At 61.8% G+C, this 25,316-nt stretch carries 29 protein-coding genes; 2 read left to right on the top strand and 27 right to left on the bottom strand.

The genetic code is table 11. From position 1 onward, the window contains the following. Nucleotides 1–67: 67 nt before the first annotated feature. The 22 genes from rplR to rpsL form a co-directional block, all read right to left on the bottom strand. A complete protein-coding gene (rplR, locus tag LB513_RS14755) occupies nucleotides 68–427 on the bottom strand; it encodes a 50S ribosomal protein L18 (RefSeq protein WP_224664225.1) in 360 nt (119 codons plus the stop codon). A 139-nt stretch (nucleotides 428–566) separates the two neighbouring features. Next, nucleotides 567–1,100 carry a 50S ribosomal protein L6 gene (gene rplF, locus LB513_RS14750; protein WP_224664224.1) on the bottom strand — a complete coding sequence of 178 codons (534 nt, stop codon included), beginning with the start codon at nucleotides 1,098–1,100 and terminating at the stop codon, nucleotides 567–569. A gap of 86 nt (nucleotides 1,101–1,186) precedes the next feature. After that, nucleotides 1,187–1,585, bottom strand: a complete 399-nt coding sequence (rpsH, locus tag LB513_RS14745; RefSeq protein ID WP_006205453.1) for a 30S ribosomal protein S8 — start codon at nucleotides 1,583–1,585, stop codon at nucleotides 1,187–1,189. A gap of 12 nt (nucleotides 1,586–1,597) precedes the next feature. Then, nucleotides 1,598–1,903 (bottom strand): 30S ribosomal protein S14, encoded by a 306-nt coding sequence (gene rpsN / locus LB513_RS14740; RefSeq protein WP_010909282.1) that lies wholly within the window; start codon nucleotides 1,901–1,903, stop codon nucleotides 1,598–1,600. A gap of 27 nt (nucleotides 1,904–1,930) precedes the next feature. Continuing rightward, entirely contained in the window at nucleotides 1,931–2,530 is a 600-nt protein-coding gene (gene rplE / locus LB513_RS14735) for a 50S ribosomal protein L5 (protein WP_224664223.1), read from the bottom strand. Continuing rightward, nucleotides 2,523–2,837: a 50S ribosomal protein L24 gene (rplX, locus tag LB513_RS14730; RefSeq protein WP_224664222.1), complete on the bottom strand. Its 315-nt coding sequence runs from the start codon at nucleotides 2,835–2,837 to the stop codon at nucleotides 2,523–2,525. The genes rplE and rplX overlap by 8 nt, the downstream gene beginning before the upstream one ends. A gap of 12 nt (nucleotides 2,838–2,849) precedes the next feature. After that, complete coding sequence (rplN, locus tag LB513_RS14725) at nucleotides 2,850–3,218, bottom strand: 50S ribosomal protein L14 (protein ID WP_006205457.1); 369 nt, start codon at nucleotides 3,216–3,218, stop codon at nucleotides 2,850–2,852. A gap of 86 nt (nucleotides 3,219–3,304) precedes the next feature. Then, nucleotides 3,305–3,544 (bottom strand): 30S ribosomal protein S17, encoded by a 240-nt coding sequence (gene rpsQ, locus LB513_RS14720; protein ID WP_010909280.1) that lies wholly within the window; start codon nucleotides 3,542–3,544, stop codon nucleotides 3,305–3,307. Between the two features lie 11 nt (nucleotides 3,545–3,555). Next, entirely contained in the window at nucleotides 3,556–3,756 is a 201-nt protein-coding gene (rpmC, locus tag LB513_RS14715) for a 50S ribosomal protein L29 (RefSeq protein WP_006205459.1), read from the bottom strand. Nucleotides 3,757–3,769: 13 nt separating this feature from the next. Continuing rightward, nucleotides 3,770–4,183 (bottom strand): 50S ribosomal protein L16, encoded by a 414-nt coding sequence (gene rplP / locus LB513_RS14710; protein ID WP_013531427.1) that lies wholly within the window; start codon nucleotides 4,181–4,183, stop codon nucleotides 3,770–3,772. A 27-nt stretch (nucleotides 4,184–4,210) separates the two neighbouring features. Further along, a complete protein-coding gene (rpsC, locus tag LB513_RS14705; protein WP_224664221.1) occupies nucleotides 4,211–4,936 on the bottom strand; it encodes a 30S ribosomal protein S3 in 726 nt (241 codons plus the stop codon). Further along, a complete protein-coding gene (gene rplV / locus LB513_RS14700; protein ID WP_006205462.1) occupies nucleotides 4,936–5,325 on the bottom strand; it encodes a 50S ribosomal protein L22 in 390 nt (129 codons plus the stop codon). The genes rpsC and rplV overlap by 1 nt, the downstream gene beginning before the upstream one ends. Before the next feature lie 2 nt (nucleotides 5,326–5,327). After that, nucleotides 5,328–5,606, bottom strand: coding sequence for a 30S ribosomal protein S19 (gene rpsS, locus LB513_RS14695; RefSeq protein ID WP_006205463.1), 279 nt, complete (start codon nucleotides 5,604–5,606; stop codon nucleotides 5,328–5,330). A 16-nt stretch (nucleotides 5,607–5,622) separates the two neighbouring features. Further along, nucleotides 5,623–6,456, bottom strand: a complete 834-nt coding sequence (rplB, locus tag LB513_RS14690; RefSeq protein ID WP_024505067.1) for a 50S ribosomal protein L2 — start codon at nucleotides 6,454–6,456, stop codon at nucleotides 5,623–5,625. A gap of 22 nt (nucleotides 6,457–6,478) precedes the next feature. Next, nucleotides 6,479–6,772: a 50S ribosomal protein L23 gene (locus LB513_RS14685; protein WP_224664220.1), complete on the bottom strand. Its 294-nt coding sequence runs from the start codon at nucleotides 6,770–6,772 to the stop codon at nucleotides 6,479–6,481. Next, entirely contained in the window at nucleotides 6,769–7,389 is a 621-nt protein-coding gene (gene rplD, locus LB513_RS14680; protein WP_224664219.1) for a 50S ribosomal protein L4, read from the bottom strand. Before rplD ends, LB513_RS14685 begins: the two co-directional genes overlap by 4 nt. Continuing rightward, nucleotides 7,389–8,099 (bottom strand): 50S ribosomal protein L3, encoded by a 711-nt coding sequence (gene rplC / locus LB513_RS14675; RefSeq protein WP_224664218.1) that lies wholly within the window; start codon nucleotides 8,097–8,099, stop codon nucleotides 7,389–7,391. The genes rplD and rplC overlap by 1 nt, the downstream gene beginning before the upstream one ends. A 61-nt stretch (nucleotides 8,100–8,160) precedes the next feature. Next, nucleotides 8,161–8,469 carry a 30S ribosomal protein S10 gene (gene rpsJ / locus LB513_RS14670; protein ID WP_010909272.1) on the bottom strand — a complete coding sequence of 103 codons (309 nt, stop codon included), beginning with the start codon at nucleotides 8,467–8,469 and terminating at the stop codon, nucleotides 8,161–8,163. 69 nt (nucleotides 8,470–8,538) lie between these two features. Beyond that, nucleotides 8,539–9,714, bottom strand: a complete 1,176-nt coding sequence (gene tuf, locus LB513_RS14665) for an elongation factor Tu (RefSeq protein ID WP_224664205.1) — start codon at nucleotides 9,712–9,714, stop codon at nucleotides 8,539–8,541. A 66-nt stretch (nucleotides 9,715–9,780) separates the two neighbouring features. Further along, nucleotides 9,781–11,871: an elongation factor G gene (gene fusA / locus LB513_RS14660; RefSeq protein ID WP_224664217.1), complete on the bottom strand. Its 2,091-nt coding sequence runs from the start codon at nucleotides 11,869–11,871 to the stop codon at nucleotides 9,781–9,783. A 29-nt stretch (nucleotides 11,872–11,900) separates the two neighbouring features. Then, nucleotides 11,901–12,371, bottom strand: coding sequence for a 30S ribosomal protein S7 (gene rpsG, locus LB513_RS14655; protein ID WP_008875664.1), 471 nt, complete (start codon nucleotides 12,369–12,371; stop codon nucleotides 11,901–11,903). Between the two features lie 60 nt (nucleotides 12,372–12,431). Further along, entirely contained in the window at nucleotides 12,432–12,803 is a 372-nt protein-coding gene (rpsL, locus tag LB513_RS14650) for a 30S ribosomal protein S12 (RefSeq protein WP_006333356.1), read from the bottom strand. A gap of 497 nt (nucleotides 12,804–13,300) precedes the next feature. Here rpsL and LB513_RS14645 point away from each other — a divergent pair, with 497 nt between their 5' ends. After that, a complete protein-coding gene (locus LB513_RS14645) occupies nucleotides 13,301–13,582 on the top strand; it encodes a hypothetical protein (protein WP_027028835.1) in 282 nt (93 codons plus the stop codon). A 93-nt stretch (nucleotides 13,583–13,675) separates the two neighbouring features. Next, a complete protein-coding gene (locus tag LB513_RS14640) occupies nucleotides 13,676–14,602 on the top strand; it encodes a Gfo/Idh/MocA family protein (RefSeq protein WP_224664216.1) in 927 nt (308 codons plus the stop codon). Nucleotides 14,603–14,731: 129 nt separating this feature from the next. Here LB513_RS14640 and LB513_RS14635 read toward each other — a convergent pair whose 3' ends face one another. From LB513_RS14635 to rplJ, 5 genes are all read right to left on the bottom strand, one after another. Continuing rightward, entirely contained in the window at nucleotides 14,732–15,397 is a 666-nt protein-coding gene (locus LB513_RS14635) for an O-methyltransferase (protein WP_224664215.1), read from the bottom strand. Between the two features lie 81 nt (nucleotides 15,398–15,478). Further along, nucleotides 15,479–19,675 carry a DNA-directed RNA polymerase subunit beta' gene (rpoC, locus tag LB513_RS14630; RefSeq protein ID WP_224664214.1) on the bottom strand — a complete coding sequence of 1,399 codons (4,197 nt, stop codon included), beginning with the start codon at nucleotides 19,673–19,675 and terminating at the stop codon, nucleotides 15,479–15,481. A 145-nt stretch (nucleotides 19,676–19,820) separates the two neighbouring features. Next, a complete protein-coding gene (gene rpoB, locus LB513_RS14625) occupies nucleotides 19,821–23,957 on the bottom strand; it encodes a DNA-directed RNA polymerase subunit beta (RefSeq protein WP_224664213.1) in 4,137 nt (1,378 codons plus the stop codon). 264 nt (nucleotides 23,958–24,221) lie between these two features. Next, nucleotides 24,222–24,599 carry a 50S ribosomal protein L7/L12 gene (gene rplL, locus LB513_RS14620; protein WP_224664212.1) on the bottom strand — a complete coding sequence of 126 codons (378 nt, stop codon included), beginning with the start codon at nucleotides 24,597–24,599 and terminating at the stop codon, nucleotides 24,222–24,224. 54 nt (nucleotides 24,600–24,653) lie between these two features. Next, nucleotides 24,654–25,172, bottom strand: coding sequence for a 50S ribosomal protein L10 (gene rplJ, locus LB513_RS14615; protein ID WP_095089664.1), 519 nt, complete (start codon nucleotides 25,170–25,172; stop codon nucleotides 24,654–24,656). Nucleotides 25,173–25,316: the final 144 nt, after the last annotated feature.

Here is a 25,316-nt window from a genome sequence, read left to right as displayed (position 1 = left end):
TTCCGGAAGCACGGTTGCTGATAAGATCCGGCGCCTCTGTGGGTCACCGGGGGCGAAATTCTCGGAATTAGAAGCTCAAGCCACCTTCACGGGCGGCGTCGGCGAGCGCCTTGACGCGGCCGTGATAGATATAGGCGCCGCGGTCGAAGACGACTTCCTTGACGCCGGCCTTGGTGGCGCGCTCGGCGATCAGCTTGCCGATCGCCGCGGCTGCCGCTGTGTCGGCACCAGTCTTGAGCGACCCCTTGAGGTCCTTCTCGAGCGTCGAGGCGGCAACGATGGTGTGACCCTTGGCATCGTCGATGACCTGAACATAGATGTTCTTCGACGTGCGGTGCACGGAAAGGCGGGGCCGTTCGCCCGCAACCTTCTTGATCTGGCGGCGAACGCGCTGCGCACGGCGCTGCGTGGATTCCTTGGTACCCATAATGTCTTCCTTGCCTTCAAAAAACAGGGGCCGCCTTGTGCGGTAGGCGATAGCGCCTCCCGCGACCGCTCCCCGCGGCGTTACACTTCCTTGACGTGGTCCTTGCCGAAAAGGCCGTAGCCTTTCTGGGCGAGGATCACTACTTCTTCTTGCCTTCCTTGCGCACGATCTTCTCGCCAGCGTAACGGACGCCTTTGCCCTTGTAGGGCTCAGGACCGCGATATTCGCGAATCTCGGCCGCAACCTGGCCGACCTGCTGCTTGTCGATACCGGCAACGGTGATTTCCGTCGGCTTCGGCACAGTGATCGTGATGCCGGCCGGCGTCTCGTATACGACATCATGGCTGAAGCCAAGCGCCAGCTGCAGGTTCTTGCCCTGGAGGGCGGCGCGATAGCCGACGCCGGTGATCTCGAGCTTCTTCTCGAAGCCGTCCTTGACGCCCTGCAGGATGTTGACGATCTGCGTGCGCGACATGCCCCATTTCGAGCGGGCGGTCTTGCTCTGGTCGCGAGGTTGGACAGCGATCTCGCCATCCTCCATCTTAACCAGGACTTCTTCGTTCACCACGAACTTCAGCTCACCCTTGGGGCCCTTCGCCGTCACGGTCTGGCCGTTGACGGTCGCGGTCACGCCCTGCGGCAGCGAAACGGGTTTCTTTCCAATACGAGACATTTTGTTGTCCTCGTCACTTCTCTTGTTTCAGGTCTCGGTCTTCGGAACGATCCGAAGACCGGATTCCACTTTGCGGAGCTGCCGGATCAGAAGATCTGGCAGAGTATCTCGCCGCCGACATTCTGTTCACGCGCTTCATGGTCGGCCATCACGCCCTTCGGTGTCGAAAGGATGGCAATGCCGAGGCCGTTGGCGACGTGCGGGATCGACTTCGCCGAAACATAGACGCGGCGGCCCGGCTTCGAAACGCGGGCGATTTCGCGCACGACCGGCGCGCCGTCGAAATACTTCAGCTCGATCTCGATTTCGGACTTGCCGTTGTCGAAGTCGGTCTGGCTGTAATCGCGGATATAGCCTTCAGCCTTCAGCACGTCGAGGACGCGGGTGCGCAGGCGCGAAGCCGGCGTCGAAACGCTCGACTTCTTGCGGCCATAGGCGTTGCGGATGCGGGTCAGCATATCGCCGAGAGGATCGCTCAATGACATCGTATGTCCTCCTTACCAGCTCGACTTCACCAGGCCCGGGATCTGGCCGTTGTTGCCGAGATCCCGAAGCGCGATGCGCGATACTTTGAGCTTGCGATAATAGGCGCGCGGACGGCCGGTGACTTCGCAGCGGTTGCGGATGCGGATCTTGGCCGAGTTGCGCGGCAAGGCGGCAAGCTTGAGCTGGGCGCGGAAGCGCTCCTCCATCGGCTTGGACTGATCCATGATGATCGCCTTGAGGGCGGCTCGCTTGGGGCCGTACTGGTCGGCGAGCTTGCGGCGCCTGTTGTTCTTCTCGACTGAGCTGGTCTTTGCCATTTCAGATTTTTCCTTTTCTCGCTGCCGTTACTGGCGGAAGGGGAAGTTGAAGGCCTTGAGCAATGCCCTGGCTTCGTCGTCCGTCTTCGCAGTCGTACAAACGATGACGTCCATGCCCCAGATCTGATCAACCTTGTCGTAGTTGATCTCCGGGAACACGATGTGTTCCTTGATGCCCATGGCGTAATTGCCACGGCCATCGAAGCTCTTCGGGTTCAGTCCACGGAAGTCGCGGACGCGCGGCAGTGCGATATTCACGAGACGGTCGAGGAACTCATACATGCGTTCCTTGCGTAGCGTGACCTTGGCGCCGATCGGCATCTTCTCGCGCACCTTGAAGCCGGCGATCGAGTTGCGGGCGCGGGTGACGACGGCCTTCTGGCCGGCGATCATGGCCAGGTCCTCGGCCGCGATCGAAGGCTTCTTCGAATCCCCGGTCGCTTCGCCGACACCCATGTTGAGCACGATCTTGTCGATGCGCGGAACCTGCATCTCGTTCTCGTAGCCGAACTGTTCCTGCAGCGCCTTGCGGATGGTCTCGTTGTAGACCTGCTTGAGGCGCGGCGTGTTCTGGGCCTTGGACTGATTGCTTTCAGCCTTGGGCTTCGTGGTTTGAGCCTTAGCCATTGATGACTTCTCCCGAGCGCTTGGCGACGCGCACCTTCTTGCCGTCCTGCTGGACGATGAAGCCGACACGGGTCGGCTTGCCATCCTTGGGGTCGGCCAGCGCGATGTTCGACAGCTGGATCGGCGCTTCCTTGGTGATGATCCCGCCCTCTTGGGACTGGGACTGCTTCTGGTGACGGCGGATCAGGTTGACTCCGCGCACAAGCGCGGTGTCGTCCTTCGGCTGAACCGAGAGGACCTCGCCCGAGCGGCCCTTGTCCTTGCCGGCCAGCACGACGACCTTGTCGCCTTTTCTAATCTTCTGCATTGGTCCGGCTCCTTACAGCACTTCAGGCGCGAGCGAGATGATCTTCATGTGGTTCTTGGCGCGAAGTTCGCGCGGAACCGGTCCGAAGATACGCGTGCCGATAGGCTCTTTCTTGTTGTCGACGAGAACGGCCGCGTTCTTGTCGAAACGGATCACGCTGCCGTCCGGGCGGCGGATGTCCTTGGCCGTGCGAACCACGACCGCCTTCATCACATCGCCCTTCTTAACGCGGCCGCGCGGAATGGCTTCCTTGATGGACACCACGATGATGTCGCCCACGGAAGCGTATTTCCGCTTCGAGCCGCCCAGCACCTTGATGCACATGACACGACGCGCGCCGGAATTATCCGCGACGTCGAGGTTTGTTTGCATCTGAATCATGACTGGCCGCCTTCTTCTCTTCTTAACGGGACGGGCTCAAAGCCCCTCCCCGGTCTGTCCAAAATTCGCTTGTTCACGCCGGCCGGTCAGGCCTGGTCCGAAGACACGACGATCCAGCGTTTGTCCTTGGAAATCGGCTTCGATTCCTGGATGAACACCTGATCGCCAACCTTGTGGGCGTTGTTCTCGTCGTGCGCCTTGTACTTCTTGGTCATGCGCACGGTCTTCTTCATCACGGGATGCGTGAAGCGCCGTTCGACCTTGACGACAACCGTCTTCTCGTTCTTGTCGCTGACGACGGTGCCCTGCAGAATGCGCTTTGGCATGGTTTTCGTCCTTAAGCCTTCTTAGCCGCGGACTTTTCCGCGGCGATGGTCTTGATACGCGCAATGTCCTTACGGACCTGTCTCACGCGCGCGGTCTTCTCGAGCTGGCCGGTGGCCTTCTGGAAGCGCAGGTTGAACTGCTCCTTCTTCAGGCTGGCCAGGTCGTCGGTCAGCTGGTCCTGGGTCTTGGTCCGGATGTCTTCGGCTTTCATGATCAGCCCGTCCTTATTCTGCGATGCGCTGCACGAAGCGCGTCTTGACCGAGAGCTTGGCCGCGCCGAGACGCAGTGCCTCACGGGCGGTTTCCTCGTTGACGCCGTCGATCTCGAACATGATCCGGCCCGGCTTGACGCGCGCCGCCCAATAATCGACCGCGCCCTTGCCCTTGCCCATGCGGACTTCGGTCGGCTTCGAGGTGACAGGCACGTCCGGGAAAATACGGATCCAGACGCGGCCGGCGCGCTTCATTTCGCGAGTGATGGCGCGGCGGGCCGCCTCGATCTCACGCGCGGTAACGCGGTTCGGCTCAAGCGCCTTCAGCCCGAAACCACCGAAATCCAGATTGGTGCCGCCCTTTGCGGTACCATGGATACGGCCCTTGAACTGCTTGCGGAACTTTGTGCGCTTTGGCTGCAGCATCGTTCTAACTCCAAATTCCTAAATGTCTCAGGCGTTTTCGCGACGACGACCGCGTTCGCGATCACCACCACCGCCATGCGCGGCATCACCCTCGGTCGCGCGACGCTCCGAAGCCATCGGGTCGTGTTCCAGGATCTCGCCCTTGAACACCCAGACCTTGACGCCGCAGATACCGTAAGCCGTCTGCGCTTCAGCGGTCCCGTAGTCGACGTCGGCACGCAGCGTATGCAGCGGCACGCGGCCTTCACGATACCACTCCATGCGCGCGATCTCGGCGCCGCCGAGGCGTCCCGCGCAGTTGATGCGGATGCCTTCGGCCCCAAGGCGCATCGCCGACTGGACGGCGCGCTTCATGGCGCGGCGGAACGCGATACGGCGCTCGAGCTGCTGGGCGATCGACTGCGCGACTAGGGTCGCGTCGATCTCCGGCTTACGCACTTCGACGATGTTGAGGTGCGTCTCGGACTTCGTCATCTCCATCAGCTTCTTGCGAAGCTTCTCGATGTCGGCGCCCTTCTTGCCGATGATCAGACCCGGGCGCGCGGCATGGATGGTGACGCGGCACTTCTTGTGCGGCCGCTCGATGACGACCTTGGAGATCGCAGCCTGCTTGAGTTCCTTCTCAAGATATTTGCGGATCTTGATGTCCTCATGCAGCAACTTGCCGTATTCGCCGGTGTTCGCGAACCAGCGCGAATCCCAGGTGCGGTTGATGCCGAGGCGCAAACCGATCGGATTGACTTTCTGGCCCATTATGCGGCCTCCCCTTTTTCTTCGACTTCACGAACGACGATCGTGAGGTGCGAGAACGGCTTCTCGATGCGGCTGGCGCGACCACGTCCACGAGCATGGAACCGCTTCATGACGATCGACTTGCCGACATAGGCTTCCGCCACGATCAGCGCGTCGACGTCGAGGTCGTGGTTGTTTTCCGCGTTGGCGATCGCCGATTCCAGCGTCTTCTTGACCGTGCCGGAAATCCGCTTGGCCGAGAATTCGAGGTCGGAAAGCGCTGTCGCGACCTTCTTGCCGCGGATGAGCGCGGCAACCAGGTTCAGCTTCTGCGGGCTGATACGGATCGTGCGCAACACGGCGCGCGCCTCGTTGTCAGCAAGCCTTCGCGGAGCTTTGGCCTTGCCCATGATTATTTCCTCTTCGCCTTCTTATCCGCGCCGTGACCGTAATAGGTCCGGGTCGGAGCGAATTCACCGAACTTGTGACCGACCATGTCCTCGTTGACCGAGACGGGAACATGCTTCTGGCCGTTGTAGACACCGAAGGTGAAGCCGACGAACTGCGGCAGGATGGTGGAGCGACGGCTCCACATCTTGATCACCTCATTGCGACCACCTTCACGAACCTTGTCCACCTTCTTGAGAAGGTAGCCGTCGATGAAGGGGCCTTTCCAAATAGAACGAGTCACTTGGCGTTACCTCTTCTTAGCTCTTGCGCTGATGGCGCGAGCGCAGGATGAACTTGTCGGTCGCCTTGTTGGACCGCGTCTTCTTGCCCTTGGTCGGCTTGCCCCAGGGCGAAACCGGATGGCGGCCACCCGAGGTGCGGCCTTCGCCGCCGCCGTGCGGATGGTCGACCGGGTTCATGGTCACGCCGCGATTGTGCGGGCGCTTGCCGCGCCAGACGGTGCGACCGGCCTTGCCGTCATTGATGTTGCCATGGTCCGGGTTGGACACGGCACCGACGGTGGCCATGCAGGAACCGTGCACGACACGCTGCTCGCCCGAATTGAGGCGCAGGATAGCCATGCCCTGGTCGCGGCCGACCAGCTGGCCGTAGCCGCCGGCCGAGCGTGCCACCTGGGCGCCCTTGCCCGGCTTTAGCTCGATGTTGTGGACGATGGTGCCGACCGGCATCGAAGCCAGGGGCATCGCATTACCCGGCTTCACGTCGACCGATTCACCGGAGACGATCTTGTCGCCGGGAGCCAAACGCTGCGGGGCAATGATGTACGACAATTCCCCATCGTCATACTTGATCAGCGCGATGAAGGCGGTGCGGTTCGGATCGTATTCAATACGCTCGACCGTGCCGACGACGTCGAACTTGCGGCGCTTGAAGTCGATGATGCGGTACGAACGCTTGTGACCACCGCCGATGAAGCGGGCGGTGATGCGACCATGGTTGTTGCGGCCGCCCGACTTGGTTAGGCCCTCGGTCAAGCCCTTGACGGGCTTGCCCTTGTAGAGGCCCGAGCGGTCAACGATGACCAGCTGGCGGGTGCTCGGCGTTACCGGGTTGAATTTTTTCAGTGCCATTGTTCTGTCCTCGCGGCCTTGCTCAGAGACCTGTCGCGACGTCGATCGACTGGCCGTCTGCCAGCGTCACAATCGCCTTCTTGACATCGCCCTGGCGGCCAACCGTGCCACGGAAGCGCTTGGTCTTGCCCTTGCGGATAAGCGTGTTCACGGCCATCACCTTGACGCCGAACAGCGCTTCGACGGCAGCCTTGATCTCCGGCTTCGACGCCTTCTTGGCGACGTTGAAGACCACCTGGTTGACTTCGGAGGCCATGGTCGACTTTTCGGTAATCGCCGGCGAGACGATCACGTCGTAATGACGAAGGTCGGTCATTTAAAGCGCTCCTCGAGAGCCTCGACGGCGGCCTTGGAAAGGACCAGCGTGCCGCGGCGCAGAATGTCGTAGACGTTGATGCCCTGGATTGGCAGGACGTCGATGTTCGGAATGTTCGTGGCCGCCAGCTTGAAGTTCTTGTCCAGCTCGGCGCCACCGATCACCAGGGCGTTGGTCAGGCCAAGCGTCGCAAAATTGGCGATCAAAGCCTTCGTCTTCGCCTCGGTCAGCTTCAGCTCGTCGACGATGATGATCGACGCGCTCTTGGCCTTGGCCGAGAGAGCATGCTTGAGGCCAAGCGCGCGAACCTTCTTCGGCAGATCATGTTCATGGCTGCGAACGACCGGGCCGTGAGCCTTGCCGCCGCCGCGGAACTGCGGAGCGCGTGCCGAGTGGTGACGGGCGCGGCCCGTACCCTTCTGCTTGTACATCTTGGCGCCGGTGCGTGCGATTTCAGCGCGGCCCTTGGCCTTGTGCGTGCCCTGCTGCTTCTTGGCAAGCTGCCAGCGCACGACGCGCTGCAGGATGTCCTCGCGCGGATCAAGGCCGAAAATGCCGTCCGAAAGTTCCAGTTTGCCGGCGTCTTCGCCGCCAAGCGTCGTGATCTTGAGATCCATTATTCCGCTCCCTCTGTGGCCGGAGCCTCGTTCTTGGCGGCACGGATCGCGGCGGGCTTCGGCGCATTGGCCGGCAGCGCCACCTTGGCCGCGTCGCGGACCAGGATCCAGGCACCCTTCGATCCGGGAACCGCACCGCGGATCAGGATCAAGCCGCGATCCGCGTCGGTAGAAACGATCTCGACATTCTGCGTCGTGACGCGGGTGTCGCCCATATGGCCAGCCATGTGCTTGCCCTTGAACACCTTGCCCGGATCCTGACGCTGGCCGGTCGAACCGTGCGTGCGGTGGGATACCGAGTTACCGTGCGTGGCGCGGCCACCGCCCATGTGGTGGCGCTTGATGACGCCCTGGAAACCCTTGCCGATCGTCGTGCCCGTTACGTCGACCTTCTGGCCGGCGACGAAGTGCTCAACGGTGATCTCGGCGCCAACATCGATCATGTTGTCGGCGGAAACGCGGAACTCGGCGACTTTCGCCTTCGGCTCGACGGAAGCGGTCGCGAAATGGCCGCGCATCGCCTTCGACGTGTTCTTCACCTTGGCAAGGCCAACGCCGAGCTGAACGGCGGTGTAGCCATTCTTCTCCTGCGTGCGCTGCGCCACGACCTGGCAGTTCTCCATCTGGAGAACGGTGACGGGAACATGTTCCCCGGCATCGTTGTAGATGCGGGTCATTCCCACCTTCTTTGCAATCACACCTGAACGCATCGGTTCAATTCCTTTAGAGTTCCGGGCCAGGGGCACCGCCCCTTACCGCGCTCTCATTCCCTTAGAGCTTGATCTCGACGTCGACGCCGGCGGCCAGATCGAGCTTCATCAAAGCATCGACTGTCTGCGGGGTCGGATCGACGATGTCGAGCAGACGCTTGTGCGTGCGCATCTCGAACTGCTCGCGGCTCTTCTTGTCGACGTGAGGCGACCGGTTGACCGTAAACTTTTCGATCCGCGTCGGCAGCGGAATGGGGCCGCGGACGTTGGCACCGGTGCGCTTGGCCGTCGACACGATTTCCTTCGTCGAGGCGTCGAGCACGCGGTGGTCAAACGCCTTCAGGCGGATGCGGATATTCTGTCCGTTCATGCGTCACTTCCTTGTTCTGGCGCGGCGCGGGCAAATCCTGCGCCCGCGACAGATCGGTTTAAGTCCAAATTACTCTTTGATGGTGACGACGATGCCGGCACCGACGGTGCGGCCGCCTTCACGGATGGCGAAGCGCAGCTTCTCTTCCATGGCGATCGGCACGATAAGCTCGACATCGACCGTGATGTTGTCGCCGGGCATCACCATCTCGGTGCCTTCCGGCAGCGACACGATGCCGGTCACGTCGGTCGTGCGGAAGTAGAACTGCGGACGGTAGTTGGTGAAGAACGGCGTGTGACGGCCACCCTCGTCCTTGGTCAGGATGTAGGCTTCGGCCACGAACTTCTTGTGCGGCTTCACCGTGCCGGGCTTGGCCAGAACCTGGCCGCGCTCGACACCTTCACGGTCAACGCCGCGCAGCAGCGCGCCGATGTTGTCGCCGGCCTGGCCCTGGTCGAGCAGCTTGCGGAACATCTCGACGCCCGTGCAGGTCGTCTTGGTCGTCGGACGGATGCCGATGATCTCGAGTTCCTCGCCGACCTTGACCACGCCGCGCTCGACGCGGCCGGTGACAACCGTGCCACGGCCCGAAATCGAGAACACGTCCTCGATCGGCATCAGGAACGGCTTGTCCAGCGGACGAACCGGCGTCGGGATGTAGTCGTCCACAGCCGCCATCAGCTCGCGGATCGCGTCCTCGCCGATCTTCTTGTCGGAATCTTCCAAGGCAGCCAGCGCCGAACCCTTGACGATCGGAATGTCGTCGCCGGGGAACTCGTTCTTGGTCAGAAGCTCGCGAACCTCGAGCTCGACCAGTTCGAGAAGCTCGGCATCGTCAACCTGGTCGACCTTGTTGAGGAACACCACGATCGACGGCACGCCGACCTGACGGGCCAAAAGGATGTGCTCGCGGGTCTGCGGCATCGGACCGTCGGCGGCCGACACGACCAGGATCGCGCCGTCCATCTGCGCGGCACCGGTGATCATGTTCTTCACATAGTCGGCGTGGCCGGGGCAGTCGACATGGGCATAGTGGCGGTTGGCCGTCTCGTATTCGACATGCGCCGTCGAGATCGTGATGCCGCGTGCCTTCTCTTCAGGCGCCGCATCGATCTGGTCATAGCGCTTGTATTCGCCAAAATACTTCGTGATCGCCGCCGTCAGCGACGTCTTGCCATGATCGACGTGGCCAATCGTGCCAATGTTCACATGAGGCTTGTTACGCTCGAATTTACCTTTTGCCATGTGATGTCTCCAATCCTGCTCGCCCGTGCGGGCCTTGAATTAAGTTACTGCTGCAACCGCTCAGGGTTACGCGTATTTCTTCTGGACTTCCTGGGCGACCGCGGTCGGCACAGGCTCATAATGATCGAACTGCATCGTGTAGGCCGCGCGGCCCTGGCTCATCGAGCGCAGATTGTCGACGTACTTGAACATGTTGGCGAGCGGCACCATCGCGTTGATGACGACGGCCACGCCGCGAGCTTCCTGGCCCTGGATCTGGCCGCGACGGCCGTTCAGATCGCCGATCACGCTGCCGACGTAGTCTTCCGGCGTCACCACCTCGACCTTCATGATTGGCTCGAGCAGCTGCACGCCAAGCTTGGGTGCGGCTTCGCGGAAGCAAGCGCGGCCGGCGATTTCGAAGGCCAGAACGCTGGAGTCCACGTCGTGGTAGGCGCCGTCGATGAGGGTTGCCTTGACGCCGATCATCGGGAAGCCCGCGAACGGACCCGAAGTCATGACGCTGTTGATGCCCTTCTCGACGCCGGGGATGTATTCCTTCGGCACGGCGCCGCCAACGATCTTGGTGTCGAACTCAAACTCGCTGCTGTCCGGATTCGGCTCGAAGACGATCTTGACGCGAGCGAACTGACCGGTACCGCCGGTCTGCTTCTTATGCGTGTAATCCTGCTCGTGCCGGCGGGTGATCGTCTCGCGATAAGCCACCTGCGGAGCGCCGACATTGGCTTCGACCTTGAACTCGCGACGCATGCGGTCGACGATGATGTCGAGGTGAAGCTCGCCCATGCCGGAAATGATGGTCTGACCGCTTTCCTCGTCGGTCTTGACGCGGAAGGACGGATCCTCGGCGGCGAGGCGGTGAAGGGCGAGGCCCATCTTTTCCTGGTCGTTCTTGGTCTTCGGTTCGATCGCGATCTGGATGACCGGATCGGGGAATTCCATGCGCTCAAGAATGACCGGATGCAGCGGATCGCTCAGCGTATCGCCGGTGGTCGTGTCCTTGAGACCGGCAAGAGCAACGATGTCGCCAGCAAAAGCCTCTTCGACGTCGGCGCGCGAATTCGCATGCATCTGCAGCATGCGGCCAATGCGCTCCTTCTTGCCCTTGACGGTGTTGTCGACCGAGATGCCCTTGGTCAACTTGCCCGAATAGATGCGGGCGAAGGTCAGCGAACCCACAAACGGATCGTTCATGATCTTGAACGCCAGCATCGACAGCGGCTCGTTGTCGTCGGCATGACGCTCGATCTCGGCGTCGGTCTTGGCATCGACGCCCTTGATGGCCGGAACATCGGCCGGCGACGGCAGATATTCGACGACGGCGTCGAGCAGCGGCTGCACGCCCTTGTTCTTGAAGGCCGAGCCACAGAACATCGGGTAGAACTTGACCGCGACGGTGCCCTTGCGGATCAAGGCACGGATCTCGTCGTTCGAAGGCATCTTGCCTTCGAGGTAATTCTCAAGCGCCGTCTCGTCCATCTCGACGGCGGCCTCGATCATCTTCTCGCGGTATTCCTCGGCACGGGCCTGAAGGTCTGCAGGAATCTCGACGACATCCCAGGCAGCGCCCAGCGTTTCGTCGCGCCAGACCAGCGCCTTCATCTCGACGAGATCGACGACACCCTTGAATTCGGTCTCGGCGCCAATCGGCAGTTGCATGACGACGGCATGCGCACCGAGGCGCGAACCGATCATCTCGACCGAGCGGTAGAAGTCAGCGCCGATCTTGTCCATCTTGTTACAGAAGATCATGCGCGGGACGCGGTACTTGTCGGCCTGGCGCCAGACGGTTTCCGTCTGCGGCTCGACACCGGCATTGGCATCGAGCAGCGCGATCGCGCCGTCGAGCACGCGCAGCGAACGCTCGACTTCGATGGTGAAGTCGACGTGTCCGGGAGTGTCGATGATGTTGAAGCGGTACATCTTGCCGTCGCGACCCTTCCAGAAGGTCGTCGTCGCGGCCGACGTGATGGTGATGCCGCGCTCCTGCTCCTGCTCCATCCAATCCATGGTGGCAGCGCCGTCGTGCACTTCGCCGATCTTGTGCGACTTGCCCGTGTAATAGAGGACGCGCTCGGTGGTCGTCGTCTTGCCGGCGTCAATATGCGCCATGATACCGAAATTGCGGTAGTCTTCGATCTTGTATTCGCGGGCCATCGTAGCTGCCTCTCAGTCTCGTTCGCGCTTTACCAGCGGTAGTGCGCGAAAGCGCGGTTGGCTTCAGCCATCTTGTGGGTGTCTTCACGCTTCTTGACGGCGGTGCCGCGGTTGTTGGCCGCGTCCATCAGTTCGCCGGAGAGGCGGTCGACCATGGTGGTCTCGTTGCGGTTGCGGGCGGCCGCGATCAGCCAGCGGATGGCCAATGCTTGGCGGCGCTCGGGGCGCACGTCGACCGGAACCTGGTAGGTGGCGCCGCCAACGCGACGCGAACGCACTTCCACATGCGGCGCGACATTGTCGAGCGCCTGATGGAAGACCGTGACCGGCTCCTGCTTGGTCTTCGACTGGACCTGGTCGAGCGCACCGTAAACGATGGTCTCGGCGACCGACTTTTTGCCGTCATACATGACGGCGTTCATGAACTTGGTGACGATCAGATCGCCGAACTTCGGGTCCGGGTTGATCTCACGCTTTTCTGCACTGTGACGACGCGACATGGCTTTTGTCTCTCAATCTCGTAGCCCGACGCATTCAAGCAGCGCCAGGGCCGGAAAATCTTACTTCGGACGCTTGGCGCCGTACTTCGAACGGCGCTGCTTGCGGTTCTTCACGCCCTGCGTGTCGAGCACGCCGCGGATGATGTGGTAACGCACGCCCGGAAGATCCTTGACGCGGCCGCCGCGGATCATGACCACGGAGTGTTCCTGAAGGTTGTGGCCTTCGCCGGGGATGTACCCGATCACTTCAAAACCATTGGTCAGGCGGATCTTGGCCACCTTGCGCAGCGCAGAGTTCGGCTTCTTCGGCGTCGTTGTATAGACGCGCGTGCAGACGCCCCGCTTCTGCGGGTTCTGCTGCATGGCCGGGACCTTGTTGCGCTTCACCGGCGCAATGCGCGGCTTGCGGATCAGCTGGTTGACGGTAGGCATTAAACCCTCTTGTCTCTCAATTCCGTGTCTCGCCCTGTCAGGGCCGCTCAAAGCGCCATTTCCATACGCAAATTCGGGCCACAAACCGCGCCTCGCGGTCTTGCCCGAACAAATGGCAGAGGAAGCGGAAGCCGCTTCGTGCACGCCGGAAATGTCTTTTCGCTCGTAAAACGAACCCTGTTTGAGGCAAACTCCAAAGCGTGTCGCTTCGGAAGGGAGAGCCTCACATCGGTTCTGACTGGGCGGCTTCTACTAGCAAGGCTGCGAAGCGTCAACCCCGGCGCGGCAAATATTGCATTGAAGCCGGGGCTTGGCAGCCATGCAGAAACCGCATGTAATTTTGTTTCGCTGTTTTGCAAGGACAGGGAAGAAAGTGCCGGGGTTTTTGGCGAAGTGACCGGCTTGATGCTGTCGCAAGTCCCTGCTTCATGCGAAAAGGCGGCATGAGCAGTCGCAATCCCCTCGCCCGCCCGCAATCCGCCAAAAGGAATCGGCCCGTGAACGACAATGAAGAGCGGCCGGTCACCATCGTGACCGGACGGGTTTGGAAGAAGAAGGGCGGCAAGCCGGAGGGCGTCCATGTGATGCTGGTTGCCCCCGACGACGATTCGGCGGTGCGCCGCGTGCTCGAATCGCTTGCCGCGGAAGGTTACGCCGAAGCCGAGCTCGATCAGATCGGCGATATGGAGGGCGTTCCCGATGATGAGCCGCATCTGTCCGCCTTCCAGGGCGCACTGGAAGGCGAAGTCTCGATCGTGACCTTCGACGTGCCAATCTGACCTGAGGCGCACCGAGCCTCGATGTCGGGTCGGCTTGCCCGGGGCCAGTCTTCTGCTAGAAACGCGCACCACCCTTCAACAGACGGAGCTTCCGTGTCCCATCCCATCAAGATCGGCATTGTCGGCGTCGGCAAGATCGTGCGCGACCAGCATCTCCCGGCCTTGGGTAAAGATCAGGATTACCGACTGATCGCGGCCGCGAGCCGGCATGGCCAAGTCGACGGCATCCCAAACTTCCCGACTATCGAAGCGATGCTCGACCAGGTTCCCGAGCTCGAGGCCGTGTCGCTCTGCATGCCGCCGCAATTCCGCTACGACGCCGCGCGTACGGCGCTGGAAGCGAAAAAACACGTCTTCCTGGAGAAGCCGCCGGGTGCCACGGTCAGCGAGGTCGAGGACCTGAAGACTTTGGCCGCGAAAAACGGCGTCTCGCTGTTTGCCAGCTGGCACTCGCGCTATGCGCCCGCGGTCGAGGCCGCACGCGCGTTTCTGGAGACTGCCCGCATCAGCTCCGCCGCCGTCATCTGGAAGGAGGACGTGCGTCGCTGGCATCCGAACCAGGAGTGGATCTGGACGCCGGGCGGCTTCGGCGTCTTCGATCCGGGCATCAACGCGCTGTCGATCGTGACACACATCCTGCCAGCGATGTTCATCACCTCGGCCGTTCTCGACTTTCCTGAGAACCGCGCCTCGCCGGTCGCGGCACATGTCGTCTTCCGCACTTCGAACGGAGTGCCGGTGACGATGGAACTCGACTGGCTGCAGACCGGCCCGCAAAGCTGGGACATACTGGCCCAGACAGACAAGGGCGCCATGGTGCTTTCCGGCGGCGGCTCCAAGCTCGCCATCGACGGCAAGGTCGTCCACGACGAACCGGAGGCGGAATATCAGATGCTCTACATGCGTTTCGCCGAGATTGTCCGCGCCGGCGCCTCGGATGTCGATCTCGCTCCGCTCCAGCATGTGGCCGACGCTTTCATGCTCGGCAAGCGCAACGTCGTCGAGGCGTTTTTCGATTGAGTTTTGTATGCTTGGAGATCGCGGACCTGGCTTGAATGTCGGCTTGCGCCAGGGCGACCCCCACTCCGTCTCGGCTTCGCCGAGCCACCTCTCCCCCGATCGACGGGCGAGAGGGCAATCACGAGGTGATCACTCGACGACGGCAATCGCAAAGCCATCATAGCCTTTGGAGCCAACCGCCTGGATAGCCGTGCCGTCCAGCCGCTTGTCACCGCCGATAAACGAGAACGCTGCGCGGGCGCCTTCCACGTTGGCGTCATGGCCATCCTCATCGAGCACAGCACCATCACGGATCACATTGTCGCAGACGATGACTGTCCCTGGCCGGGACAGCCGCATGGCCCAGGACAGATAGTTAGGATTGTTCGGCTTGTCGGCGTCGATGAAGACGAAATCAAATGGTTCGGCATTCTCGGCGCCGAGGGCTGACAGTGACTGAAGCGCAGGCCCGACCCGCAGGTCCACGCGCTCGGAGACGCCCGACCGCTCGAAATTCGACCGAGCGACGCCGGCATGATGCGGATCGAGTTCAAGCGTCACGATCTTGCCGTCGGCGGGCAATGCGCGCGCCATCCAAATCGTCGAATAGCCGCCCAGCGTCCCGACTTCGAGGACCCGCTTCGCGCCCCGGATGCGCACTAGCAGTGAGAGCAGCTTGCCTTGCGCCGGCGAAACGTCGATCGCGGGCAAGCCCTGGTCGTGATTGGCAGCGATGACGGCTTCGAGGACAGGATCGGCCTCGAACAGGGCATCGACGATATAGTCGTCGACGGCAGCCCAACTCTTCTGGTTCATCGATTTCTCCTCCACTCCATGGGGACCAAAACGCGAAAAGGGGCCGCTTGGGCCCCTCTTCCAACTTATCTCCCCGCCGGCTTACTCGGCCGGGGTCGTCATATCGGCCAGCATCGGCTCGGCAACTTCCACACCGGAGGCCTTGCGGCGCTCGTCGATGATCAATTCGTCGCGCGAGGTGGCGATGCGCCGGATCTGGCTCATCGTGCCGCCGGTACCGGCCGGGATCAACCGGCCGACGATGACGTTTTCCTTCAAGCCCTGCAGCATGTCGGTCTTGCCGGCAACCGCAGCTTCGGTCAGCACCCTGGTCGTCTCCTGGAAGGAGGCGGCCGAGATGAAGGACGGCGTCTGCAGCGATGCCTTGGTGATGCCGAGCAGCACCGGCTGGCCTTCGGCCGGCTTCTTGCCGTCCTCGACCAGGCGATCGTTGACCTCTTCCAGTTCGATCACGTCGACATGATCGCCCGGAATGTAGGTCGAGTCGCCCTGCACCGTGATTTCGACCTTCTGCAGCATCTGGCGAACGATAACCTCGATGTGCTTGTCGTTGATCGACACGCCCTGCAGACGATAGACTTCCTGGATTTCGTTGACGAGGTAGGAAGCAAGTGCCTCCACGCCCTTGATCGCGAGGATGTCGTGCGGCGCCGGATTGCCGTCCAGGATGTAGTCGCCCTTCTCGATGACGTCGCCGTCCTGGAGATGGAACGGCTTGCCCTTCGGGATCAGGTATTCGACCGGCTCGAGCGTCGAGTCATGCGGCTCGATGATGATGCGACGCTTGTTTTTGTAATCTCGGCCGAAGCGGATCGTGCCATCGATCTCTGCGATGATGGCGTGATCCTTCGGACGGCGTGCCTCGAACAGTTCGGCAACACGCGGCAGACCGCCGGTGATGTCCTTGGTCTTGGCGCTTTCCATCGGGATACGCGCCAGCACGTCGCCGGGACGAACCTGCGAACCGGGCTCGACCGACAAAATGGCCTCGACCGAAAGCAGGAAGCGGGCATCGCCACCCTTCGACAGCTTGCCGACCTTGCCCTTGGCGTCCTGGATGGCAATCGCAGGCTTCAGGTCGTTGCCGCGCGGGGTCGAGCGCCAGTCGATGACCTCACGCTTGGTGATGCCGGTCGACTCGTCGGCCGTTTCCTGCACGGAGATGCCGTCGACCAGATCCTCGTACGACACCCTGCCCTCGATTTCGGTGAGGACCGGGCGGGTATAGGGATCCCACTCGGCGATACGCTGGCCGCGCTTCACCTTGTCACCATCGTCCACGAAGATGCGCGAACCATAGGTCAGGCGATGCGAGGCGCGCTCCTTGCCGGCTTCGTCGAGGATCAGAACCGCCATGTTGCGGCCCATGACCATCTGCTGGCCGTCGGAGTTGCGCACCACGTTGCGGTTGCGGATCTCGACCTTGCCCTCATAGGAGGCTTCAAGGAACGAGGAGTCCACCACCTGCGCCGTGCCGCCCATGTGGAAGGTACGCATGGTGAGCTGGGTGCCCGGCTCGCCGATCGACTGCGCCGCGATGACGCCAACCGCTTCGCCCTGGTTGACCGGGGTACCGCGGGCCAGATCGCGTCCGTAGCAGACCGCGCAGACCCCGACCCTGACTTCGCAGGTCAGTGCCGAGCGAATGCGGACCGACTGGACGCCGGCCTTTTCGATCTGTTCCACGTCACGCTCGTCCATCAGCGTCCCGGCCTTTACCAAGACTTCGCCCGACACCGGATGGGTGATGTCGTCGAGCGAGGTGCGGCCCAGAACGCGCTGGCCAACCGAAGCGACGACCTGACCGGCATCGACGATCGGCTGCATGGTGAGGCCCTTCTCGGTGCCGCAGTCGACGGAGTTGACGATGCAGTCCTGCGCCACGTCGACCAGACGACGAGTGAGGTAACCCGAGTTCGCGGTCTTCAAGGCGGTGTCTGCCAGACCCTTGCGGGCGCCGTGGGTCGAGTTGAAGTACTCGAGCACGGTGAGGCCTTCCTTGAAGTTCGAGATGATCGGCGTCTCGATGATTTCACCCGACGGCTTGGCCATCAGGCCGCGCATACCGGCGAGCTGGCGCATCTGGGTGGGCGAGCCACGCGCACCGGAGTGCGACATCATGTAGATCGAGTTCATCGGCTTTTGACGGCCATTGTCCTCGAACTCGACCGCCTTGATGCGGGCCATCATTTCGTCGGCGACTTTTTCGGAGCATTTGGCCCAGGCGTCGACGACCTTGTTGTACTTCTCGCCCTGCGTGATCAGGCCGTCATTGTACTGCTGCTCGTATTCCTTGGCCAAGGCCTCGGTGTCCGACACCAGCTTGATCTTGGCATCCGGGATCAGCATGTCGTCCTTGCCGAAGGAAATGCCGGCGCGGCAGGCGTGGCTGAAGCCGAGAGCCATGATGCGATCGCAGAAAATGACCGTCTCCTTCTGACCGCAATGGCGGTAGACGGTGTCGATCATCTTGGAGATGTTCTTCTTGGTCATCTCCTGGTTTGCGGTCTCGTAGGGCACATTGACGTTCTTCGGCAGAAGCTCGCCGATGATCATGCGGCCAGGCGTGGTGTCGTAGATCTTCGACACGACCTTGCCTTCGGCGTCGACCGTGCGGAAGCGACCCTTGATCTTCGAGTGCAGCGTCACCGCCTTGGTCTCGAGCGCATGCTGGAGTTCGCCCATGTCGGCAAACACCATGCCTTCGCCCGGCTCGTTCTGATTGACGATCGAGAGATAGTAGAGACCAAGAACCATGTCCTGCGACGGCACGATGATCGGCGCGCCGGAAGCCGGGTGCAGGATGTTGTTGGTCGACATCATCAGGACGCGGGCTTCAAGCTGGGCTTCCAGCGACAGCGGCACGTGGACGGCCATCTGATCGCCGTCGAAGTCGGCGTTGAAGGCCGTGCAGACCAGCGGGTGCAGCTGGATCGCCTTGCCTTCGATCAGGATCGGCTCGAACGCCTGGATGCCGAGGCGGTGGAGCGTCGGCGCGCGGTTCAACAGAACCGGATGCTCGCGGATAACCTCGTCGAGGATATCCCAGACCTCCGGACGCTCCTTCTCGACCAGCTTCTTGGCCTGCTTGACCGTCGAGGAATAACCCTTGGCGTCAAGACGGGCGTAAATGAAGGGCTTGAACAGCTCCAGCGCCATCTTCTTCGGCAGGCCGCACTGATGCAGCTTGAGCTCCGGACCGGTGACGATGACCGAGCGGCCGGAATAGTCGACGCGCTTGCCGAGCAGGTTCTGGCGGAACCGGCCCTGCTTGCCCTTGAGCATGTCGGACAGCGACTTCAGCGGACGCTTGTTGGCGCCGGTGATGACGCGGCCGCGACGGCCATTGTCGAACAGCGCGTCGACGGCTTCCTGCAGCATGCGCTTTTCATTGCGCACGATGATGCCGGGAGCGCGCAGTTCGATCAGCCGCTTCAGGCGGTTGTTGCGGTTGATGACGCGGCGATAGAGGTCGTTAAGATCGGACGTGGCGAAGCGGCCGCCGTCCAGCGGGACGAGCGGGCGCAGGTCCGGCGGGATCACGGGCACGACCTTCATGATCATCCATTCCGGACGGTTGCCGGATTCCATGAAGTTTTCGACGACCTTGAGCCGCTTCAGATACTTCTTCTGCTTGAGCTCGGAGGTGGTCGAAGCCAGTTCCGTGCGCAGATCGCCGGCGATCTTTTCCAGATCCATGCCGGCCAGGAGGTCATGAATGGCCTCGGCGCCGATCATGGCGGTGAAACTATCCTCACCATACTCGTCGACGGCAATCATGTACTCCTCCTCGCTGAGGAGCTGATGCTCCTTCAGCGCGGTGAGGCCAGGCTCGGTGACGATATAGTTCTCGAAGTAAAGAACGCGCTCGATGTCCTTCAGGGTCATGTCGAGCAGCGTGCCGATGCGCGACGGCAACGACTTCAGGAACCAGATATGGGCGACCGGCGCTGCGAGCTCGATATGGCCCATGCGCTCGCGGCGAACGCGCGACAGCGTGACTTCGACGCCGCACTTCTCGCAGATGACGCCCTTGTACTTCATACGCTTGTACTTGCCGCACAGGCACTCATAGTCCTTGATCGGACCAAAGATGCGCGCGCAGAACAGACCGTCACGCTCCGGCTTGAAGGTGCGGTAGTTGATGGTCTCCGGCTTCTTGATCTCGCCGAAAGACCAGGACAGAATCTTCTCAGGGCTGGCAAGCGATATCCGGATGGAATCGAACACCTGCGCAGGCGCCTGGGGATTGAAGAGATTCATGACCTCTTGGTTCATGCCGTTCTCCTTATAGGGGTCCTCGAAAACCCCTTGCATCTAGTCGCGGACCAAACGCCCGCCGTCTCTGTCGGCCACTGGCCGTCGAATTCGATAGGCGCGCCGCAGCTTTGCGCGGCGCGCCATTTCCTTGATCGGCCGTGCCCTATTCGGCCGCGTCGGGCAGCCGGACCGGGCTGTCGTCAAGCTTGGTGTTCTCCAACTCGACATTGAGGCCCAGGGACCGCATTTCCTTGACCAGCACGTTGAAGCTCTCCGGGATGCCGGCCTCGAAGGTATCGTCGCCTCTGACGATCGCCTCATAGACCTTGGTGCGGCCGGCGACGTCGTCCGACTTCACGGTCAGCATCTCCTGCAGCGTGTAGGCGGCGCCATAGGCCTCCAGGGCCCAGACCTCCATCTCGCCGAAGCGCTGGCCACCGAACTGCGCCTTACCGCCCAGCGGCTGCTGGGTGACGAGCGAGTACGGACCGATCGAACGCGCGTGGATCTTGTCGTCCACGAGGTGGTGAAGCTTGAGCATATATATGTAGCCCATCGTCACTTTGCGATCGAACGGCTCGCCCGTGCGTCCGTCATAGAGCTGCGACTGACCGCTGGTGTGCAGGCCCGCCTGCTCCAGCATGATGTTGATGTCAGCCTCGTGCGCGCCGTCGAACACCGGGGTCGCGATGGAGACGCCGCGGCGCATCTGCTCGCTGAGGCGAACGATGCTCTCGTCGTCATAGTCGCGGACCGGCTCGTTGCGGTCATTGGCCGGAATGAAGCTTTCCAGCGTCTTGCGCAGCGGCTTGATGTCACCGGCAGCCTTGTAGGTGTCGATCAGCTCGCCGATCTTCTTGCCCATTCCGGCGCAGGCCCAGCCCAGATGCGTCTCCAGGATCTGGCCGACATTCATGCGGCTCGGCACACCCAGCGGGTTGAGCACGATATCGGCATGCGTGCCGTCTTCCAGGAACGGCATGTCCTCGACCGGAACGATGCGCGACACGACACCCTTGTTGCCGTGACGGCCGGCCATCTTGTCGCCCGGCTGCATCTTGCGCTTCACGGCCACGAAGACCTTGACCATCTTCATGACGCCCGGAGGCATTTCGTCGCCGCGCTGCACCTTTTCGACCTTATCCATGAAGCGCTGTTCAAGAGCCTTCTTGGAGTCGTCGTACTGGCCACGCAGGGCTTCCAGTTCGCTCTGGAGCTTTTCGTTCTCCACGGCAAACTGCCACCACTGCGAACGCGGATACTCATCGAGCATATCCTTGGACAGGGTCGAGCCCTTCTTGAAGCCCTTCGGTCCGGCGATCGCTTCCTTGCCGACGAGCACGTCGGAGAGGCGCGCATAGACGTTGCGGTCCAGAATGGCCTGCTCGTCATCACGGTCCTTGGCGAGGCGTTCGATCTCCTCGCGTTCGATCGCCATGGCGCGCTCGTCCTTCTCCACACCGTGGCGATTGAACACGCGCACCTCGACGACGGTGCCGAATGTGCCGGGAGGCATGCGCATCGAGGTGTCGCGCACGTCGGAGGCCTTTTCACCGAAGATGGCGCGCAGAAGCTTCTCTTCCGGCGTCATCGGGCTTTCGCCCTTCGGCGTGATCTTGCCGACCAGGATGTCGCCCGGCTGCACTTCCGCGCCGATATAGACGATGCCGGCTTCGTCGAGGTTCTTCAGCGCTTCTTCCGAAACGTTCGGGATATCGCGCGTGATTTCCTCCGGTCCGAGCTTGGTATCGCGGGCCATGACCTCGAATTCCTCGATGTGGATCGAGGTGAAGACGTCGTCGGCCACGATCCGCTCGGAAAGCAGGATCGAGTCCTCGTAGTTGTAGCCGTTCCACGGCATGAACGCGACCAGAACGTTGCGGCCGAGTGCCAGATCGCCGAGCTCCGTCGACGGACCGTCGGCAATGATGTCGCCCTTGTTGACCCTGTCACCCATGCGCACCAGCGGACGCTGGTTGATGCAGGTGTTCTGGTTCGAACGCTGGAACTTCATCAGCCGGTAGATGTCGACGCCGGACTTGCCCGGATCGAGATCCTCGGTGGCGCGGATGACGATACGCGTCGCGTCCACCTGGTCGACGATGCCGCCGCGCCGCGCGCCGATGGCGGCGCCAGAGTCACGGGCAACGATCGGCTCCATGCCGGTGCCGACGAACGGCGCTTCGGCGCGCACCAGCGGCACGGCCTGACGCTGCATGTTCGAGCCCATGAGCGCGCGGTTGGCGTCGTCGTTCTCGAGGAACGGGATCAGGGCCGCGGCCACCGACACCATCTGCTTAGGCGACACGTCCATCAGGTCGACGTTTTCGCGCGGCGCCATCATCACTTCGCCGGCGCTGCGGCAAATGACGAACTCGTCGACGAAACCGCCGTTCTTGTCGAGTTCGGCATTGGCCTGCGCGACATGGTGCTTGGCTTCTTCCATCGCCGAGAGATAGACGACGTCATTGGTCAGCTTGCCGTCGACGATCTTGCGGTACGGGCTTTCAATGAAACCATACTTGTTGACGCGCGCGAAGGTCGCCAGCGAGTTGATCAGGCCGATATTCGGTCCTTCCGGCGTCTCGATCGGGCAGATGCGGCCGTAATGGGTCGGATGCACGTCGCGCACCTCGAAGCCGGCACGCTCGCGGGTCAGACCGCCCGGTCCAAGCGCCGAAAGACGACGCTTGTGGGTGATTTCCGACAGCGGGTTGGTCTGATCCATGAACTGCGACAATTGCGAAGAACCGAAGAACTCGCGCACGGCGGCCGCAGCCGGCTTGGCGTTGATCAGGTCCTGCGGCATCACCGTGTCGATCTCGATCGAGGACATGCGCTCCTTGATCGCACGCTCCATGCGCAACAGGCCGACGCGGTACTGGTTTTCCATCAGCTCGCCGACGGACCGAACGCGGCGGTTGCCGAGATTGTCGATGTCGTCGATCTCGCCCTTGCCGTCACGCAGTTCGACCAGCGTCTTGACCACCGCGAGGATGTCGTCCTTGCGCAGCACGCGCACGGTGTCCTCGGCCTTGAGCTCGAGGCGCATGTTCATCTTGACGCGGCCGACAGCCGACAGATCGTAGCGCTCGGAATCGAAGAACAGCGAGTTGAACATCGCTTCAGCGGTTTCGAGCGTCGGCGGCTCGCCGGGGCGCATGACACGATAGATGTCGAACAGCGCGTCCTGGCGGCTCTCGTTCTTGTCGACGTTGAGCGTGTTTCTGATATAGGCGCCGACATTGACGTGGTCGATGTCGAGAACCTTGATCTCGTTCTCGCCCGTGCCGAGCAACACTTTCAGCGTCTTTTCGTCGAGCTCGTCGCCGGCTTCGAGGAAGATCTCGCCGGTGGCGTAATTGACGATGTCTTCAGCCAAATAGTTGCCGAGCAGATCCTCGTCGGTCGCCTTGATCGCCTTCAGACCCTTTTCGCCAAGAGCGCGGGCCTGGCGAGCGGTGATCTTCTTGCCGGCTTCGACAACGACCTCGCCCGTATCGGCATCGACAAGGTCGCCGACGGCCTTCAGGCCGCGGAAACGCTCGACGTTGAACGGAATGCGCCAGTGGTCGCCGGCACGCTTGTACGTGATCTTGTTGTAGAAGGTCGACAGGATCTCTTCCGCGTCCATGCCGAGCGCCATCAGCAGCGACGTCACCGGAATCTTGCGGCGACGGTCGATGCGGGCGTGCACGACGTCCTTGGAATCGAACTCGATATCGAGCCACGAGCCGCGATAGGGGATGACGCGCGCAGCGAACAGCAGCTTGCCCGACGAGTGCGACTTGCCCTTGTCGTGATCGAAGAAGACGCCCGGCGAGCGGTGCATCTGCGAAACGATGACGCGCTCGGTGCCATTGACGATGAAGGTGCCGTTCAAGGTCATGAGCGGCATGTCGCCCATGTAGACGTCCTGCTCCTTGATGTCCTTGATCGACTTCGCGCCGGTATCTTCGTCGATATCGAATACGATCAGGCGCAGCGTCACCTTCAGCGGCGCAGCGTAGGTAAGGTCGCGCTGACGACATTCGTCAACGTCGAATTTCGGTCCTTCGAACTCGTACTTCACGAACTCCAGCATGGAGGAGCCGGAAAAGTCCTGAATTGGGAAAACCGACTTGAATACGGCCTGGAGCCCTTCGTCCGGGCGCCCACCCTGGGGCTCTTCCACCATCAGGAATTGATCATAGGATGCCTTCTGAACCTCGATCAGGTTCGGCATCTCCGCAACTTCCGGAATCTTTCCGAAGAACTTGCGTACGCGTCTGCGGCCATTGAAAGTCTGTGCCTGGGCCATCGTCGCTCCTTAGCTCTAAACTCGGGACGAGCCTCGCCGCGGCTCGTCTTGCATGCCGAGCCACCGTGGCGGCGGCCCTTTGTCTGTCCTCCGGCTGCCCCAACCAATTTCTTGGCAGCGCCGGCTAAAACGGGAGAAAACCCGTTTCCTGAGGGCCGGTTTCGCGGCCCTCAGGAAAGAGGTTCTCCTACATCTCGCGTTACGCGCCTCCCTTCAACGCGAAGGGAGTGGCGGACGGCGCGAGGCCGCCCGCCGCTTTTACGCTTACTTCAGTTCGACCTTGGCGCCGGCTGCTTCCAGCTGAGCCTTGAACTTGTCAGCGTCGGCCTTGGAAACGCCTTCCTTGACCGGCTTCGGAGCCGCTTCGACCAGATCCTTGGCTTCCTTGAGGCCAAGACCGGTGATGGCGCGGACTTCCTTGATGACGTTGATCTTCTGAGCGCCCGCTTCCGTGAGGACGACGTCGAATTCCGTCTTTTCCTCGGCCGGAGCAGCCGCGGCCGCACCACCGCCAGCGGCGGCGACAGCCACCGGAGCAGCGGCGGAAACGCCCCACTTTTCTTCCAGAAGCTTCGATAGCTCGGCCGCCTCGAGGACGGTCAGCTTCGAAAGGTCGTCTACGATCTTTGCCAGATCAGCCATTGTTATGTTCCTTCATAAGGTTCGAACGTGTGTTTGTGATAGCGAGGAACGGCCTCATGCCGCCTCGTCCTTCCGGGCGTAAGCGCCGATGACGCGCGCGACCGAAGCCGCTGGCGCATTGACGATCTGGGCGATCCGGGTTGCCGGCGTGGCGATCATGCCAACCAGCCTGGCGCGCAGCTCGTCGAGCGACGGAAGTGTGGCGAGTGCCTTCACACCGTCGGCGTTGAGCGAGGTCGTGCCCATCGCGCCGCCGAGAATGACGAGCTTGTCATTTCCCTTGGCGAAATCGGACGCGACCTTCGGCGCCGCAATCGGATCCTCCGAATAAGCGATCAGCGTCTGTCCCTTGAACAGGTCGATGATCGATGCGGAGTCCGTGCCCTGAAGAGCGATTTTGGCGAGACGGTTCTTCGCGACTTTGACGGTGCCACCGGCGGCGCGCATTTTCGACCGAAGGTCGTTCATTTGCGCGACGGTGATACCGGCGTAGTGGGCCACGACCACTGAACCTGCGTTCGAGAACGCACCGTTCAGGCCCGTGACGAGTTCGCGTTTTTCCGCTCTGTCCACTGCCTATCTCCAGTTGACCCCTGCCCTGCTAGCGGGAACATTCCCATTCACGAGGACAGGCGTCGGGTTGCCTTTTGTCGGCCGGGCCATCCAGTAACGGATCTCCCGAACGACGCTCGAGGATCCTGCCCCCTTTCGCCACAT

Origin of the sequence: Mesorhizobium sp. ES1-1 (assembly GCF_020164785.1) — a bacterium.
Lineage (GTDB): Bacteria > Pseudomonadota > Alphaproteobacteria > Rhizobiales > Rhizobiaceae > Mesorhizobium.
Note: the sequence above shows the minus strand (reverse complement) of the source record. Positions and strands in the feature narration are given on the sequence as shown.

Coding starts and splice junctions, on each gene's coding strand:
- rplD (WP_224664219.1), bottom strand. CDS start 7,389: ATGGATCTCAAGATCACGACGCTTGGCGGCGAAGACGCCGGCAAACTG.
- rplX (WP_224664222.1), bottom strand. CDS start 2,837: ATGCAGAAGATTAGAAAAGGCGACAAGGTCGTCGTGCTGGCCGGCAAG.
- rplL (WP_224664212.1), bottom strand. CDS start 24,599: ATGGCTGATCTGGCAAAGATCGTAGACGACCTTTCGAAGCTGACCGTC.
- rpsG (WP_008875664.1), bottom strand. CDS start 12,371: ATGTCGCGTCGTCACAGTGCAGAAAAGCGTGAGATCAACCCGGACCCG.
- rpsL (WP_006333356.1), bottom strand. CDS start 12,803: ATGCCTACCGTCAACCAGCTGATCCGCAAGCCGCGCATTGCGCCGGTG.
- rplV (WP_006205462.1), bottom strand. CDS start 5,325: ATGGGCAAGGCCAAAGCTCCGCGAAGGCTTGCTGACAACGAGGCGCGC.
- rpoB (WP_224664213.1), bottom strand. CDS start 23,957: ATGGCCCAGGCACAGACTTTCAATGGCCGCAGACGCGTACGCAAGTTC.
- tuf (WP_224664205.1), bottom strand. CDS start 9,714: ATGGCAAAAGGTAAATTCGAGCGTAACAAGCCTCATGTGAACATTGGC.
- rpoC (WP_224664214.1), bottom strand. CDS start 19,675: ATGAACCAAGAGGTCATGAATCTCTTCAATCCCCAGGCGCCTGCGCAG.
- rplC (WP_224664218.1), bottom strand. CDS start 8,099: ATGCGTTCAGGTGTGATTGCAAAGAAGGTGGGAATGACCCGCATCTAC.
- rpmC (WP_006205459.1), bottom strand. CDS start 3,756: ATGAAAGCCGAAGACATCCGGACCAAGACCCAGGACCAGCTGACCGAC.
- rpsH (WP_006205453.1), bottom strand. CDS start 1,585: ATGTCATTGAGCGATCCTCTCGGCGATATGCTGACCCGCATCCGCAAC.
- rplN (WP_006205457.1), bottom strand. CDS start 3,218: ATGATTCAGATGCAAACAAACCTCGACGTCGCGGATAATTCCGGCGCG.
- rpsC (WP_224664221.1), bottom strand. CDS start 4,936: ATGGGCCAGAAAGTCAATCCGATCGGTTTGCGCCTCGGCATCAACCGC.
- rplR (WP_224664225.1), bottom strand. CDS start 427: ATGGGTACCAAGGAATCCACGCAGCGCCGTGCGCAGCGCGTTCGCCGC.
- rplF (WP_224664224.1), bottom strand. CDS start 1,100: ATGTCTCGTATTGGAAAGAAACCCGTTTCGCTGCCGCAGGGCGTGACC.
- LB513_RS14685 (WP_224664220.1), bottom strand. CDS start 6,772: ATGACCGACCTTCGTCATTACGACGTGATCGTCTCGCCGGCGATTACC.
- rplE (WP_224664223.1), bottom strand. CDS start 2,530: ATGGCTAAGGCTCAAACCACGAAGCCCAAGGCTGAAAGCAATCAGTCC.
- rpsN (WP_010909282.1), bottom strand. CDS start 1,903: ATGGCAAAGACCAGCTCAGTCGAGAAGAACAACAGGCGCCGCAAGCTC.
- fusA (WP_224664217.1), bottom strand. CDS start 11,871: ATGGCCCGCGAATACAAGATCGAAGACTACCGCAATTTCGGTATCATG.
- rpsQ (WP_010909280.1), bottom strand. CDS start 3,544: ATGCCAAAGCGCATTCTGCAGGGCACCGTCGTCAGCGACAAGAACGAG.
- rplB (WP_024505067.1), bottom strand. CDS start 6,456: ATGGCACTGAAAAAATTCAACCCGGTAACGCCGAGCACCCGCCAGCTG.
- LB513_RS14635 (WP_224664215.1), bottom strand. CDS start 15,397: ATGAACCAGAAGAGTTGGGCTGCCGTCGACGACTATATCGTCGATGCC.
- rpsJ (WP_010909272.1), bottom strand. CDS start 8,469: ATGAACGGACAGAATATCCGCATCCGCCTGAAGGCGTTTGACCACCGC.
- rplP (WP_013531427.1), bottom strand. CDS start 4,183: ATGCTGCAGCCAAAGCGCACAAAGTTCCGCAAGCAGTTCAAGGGCCGT.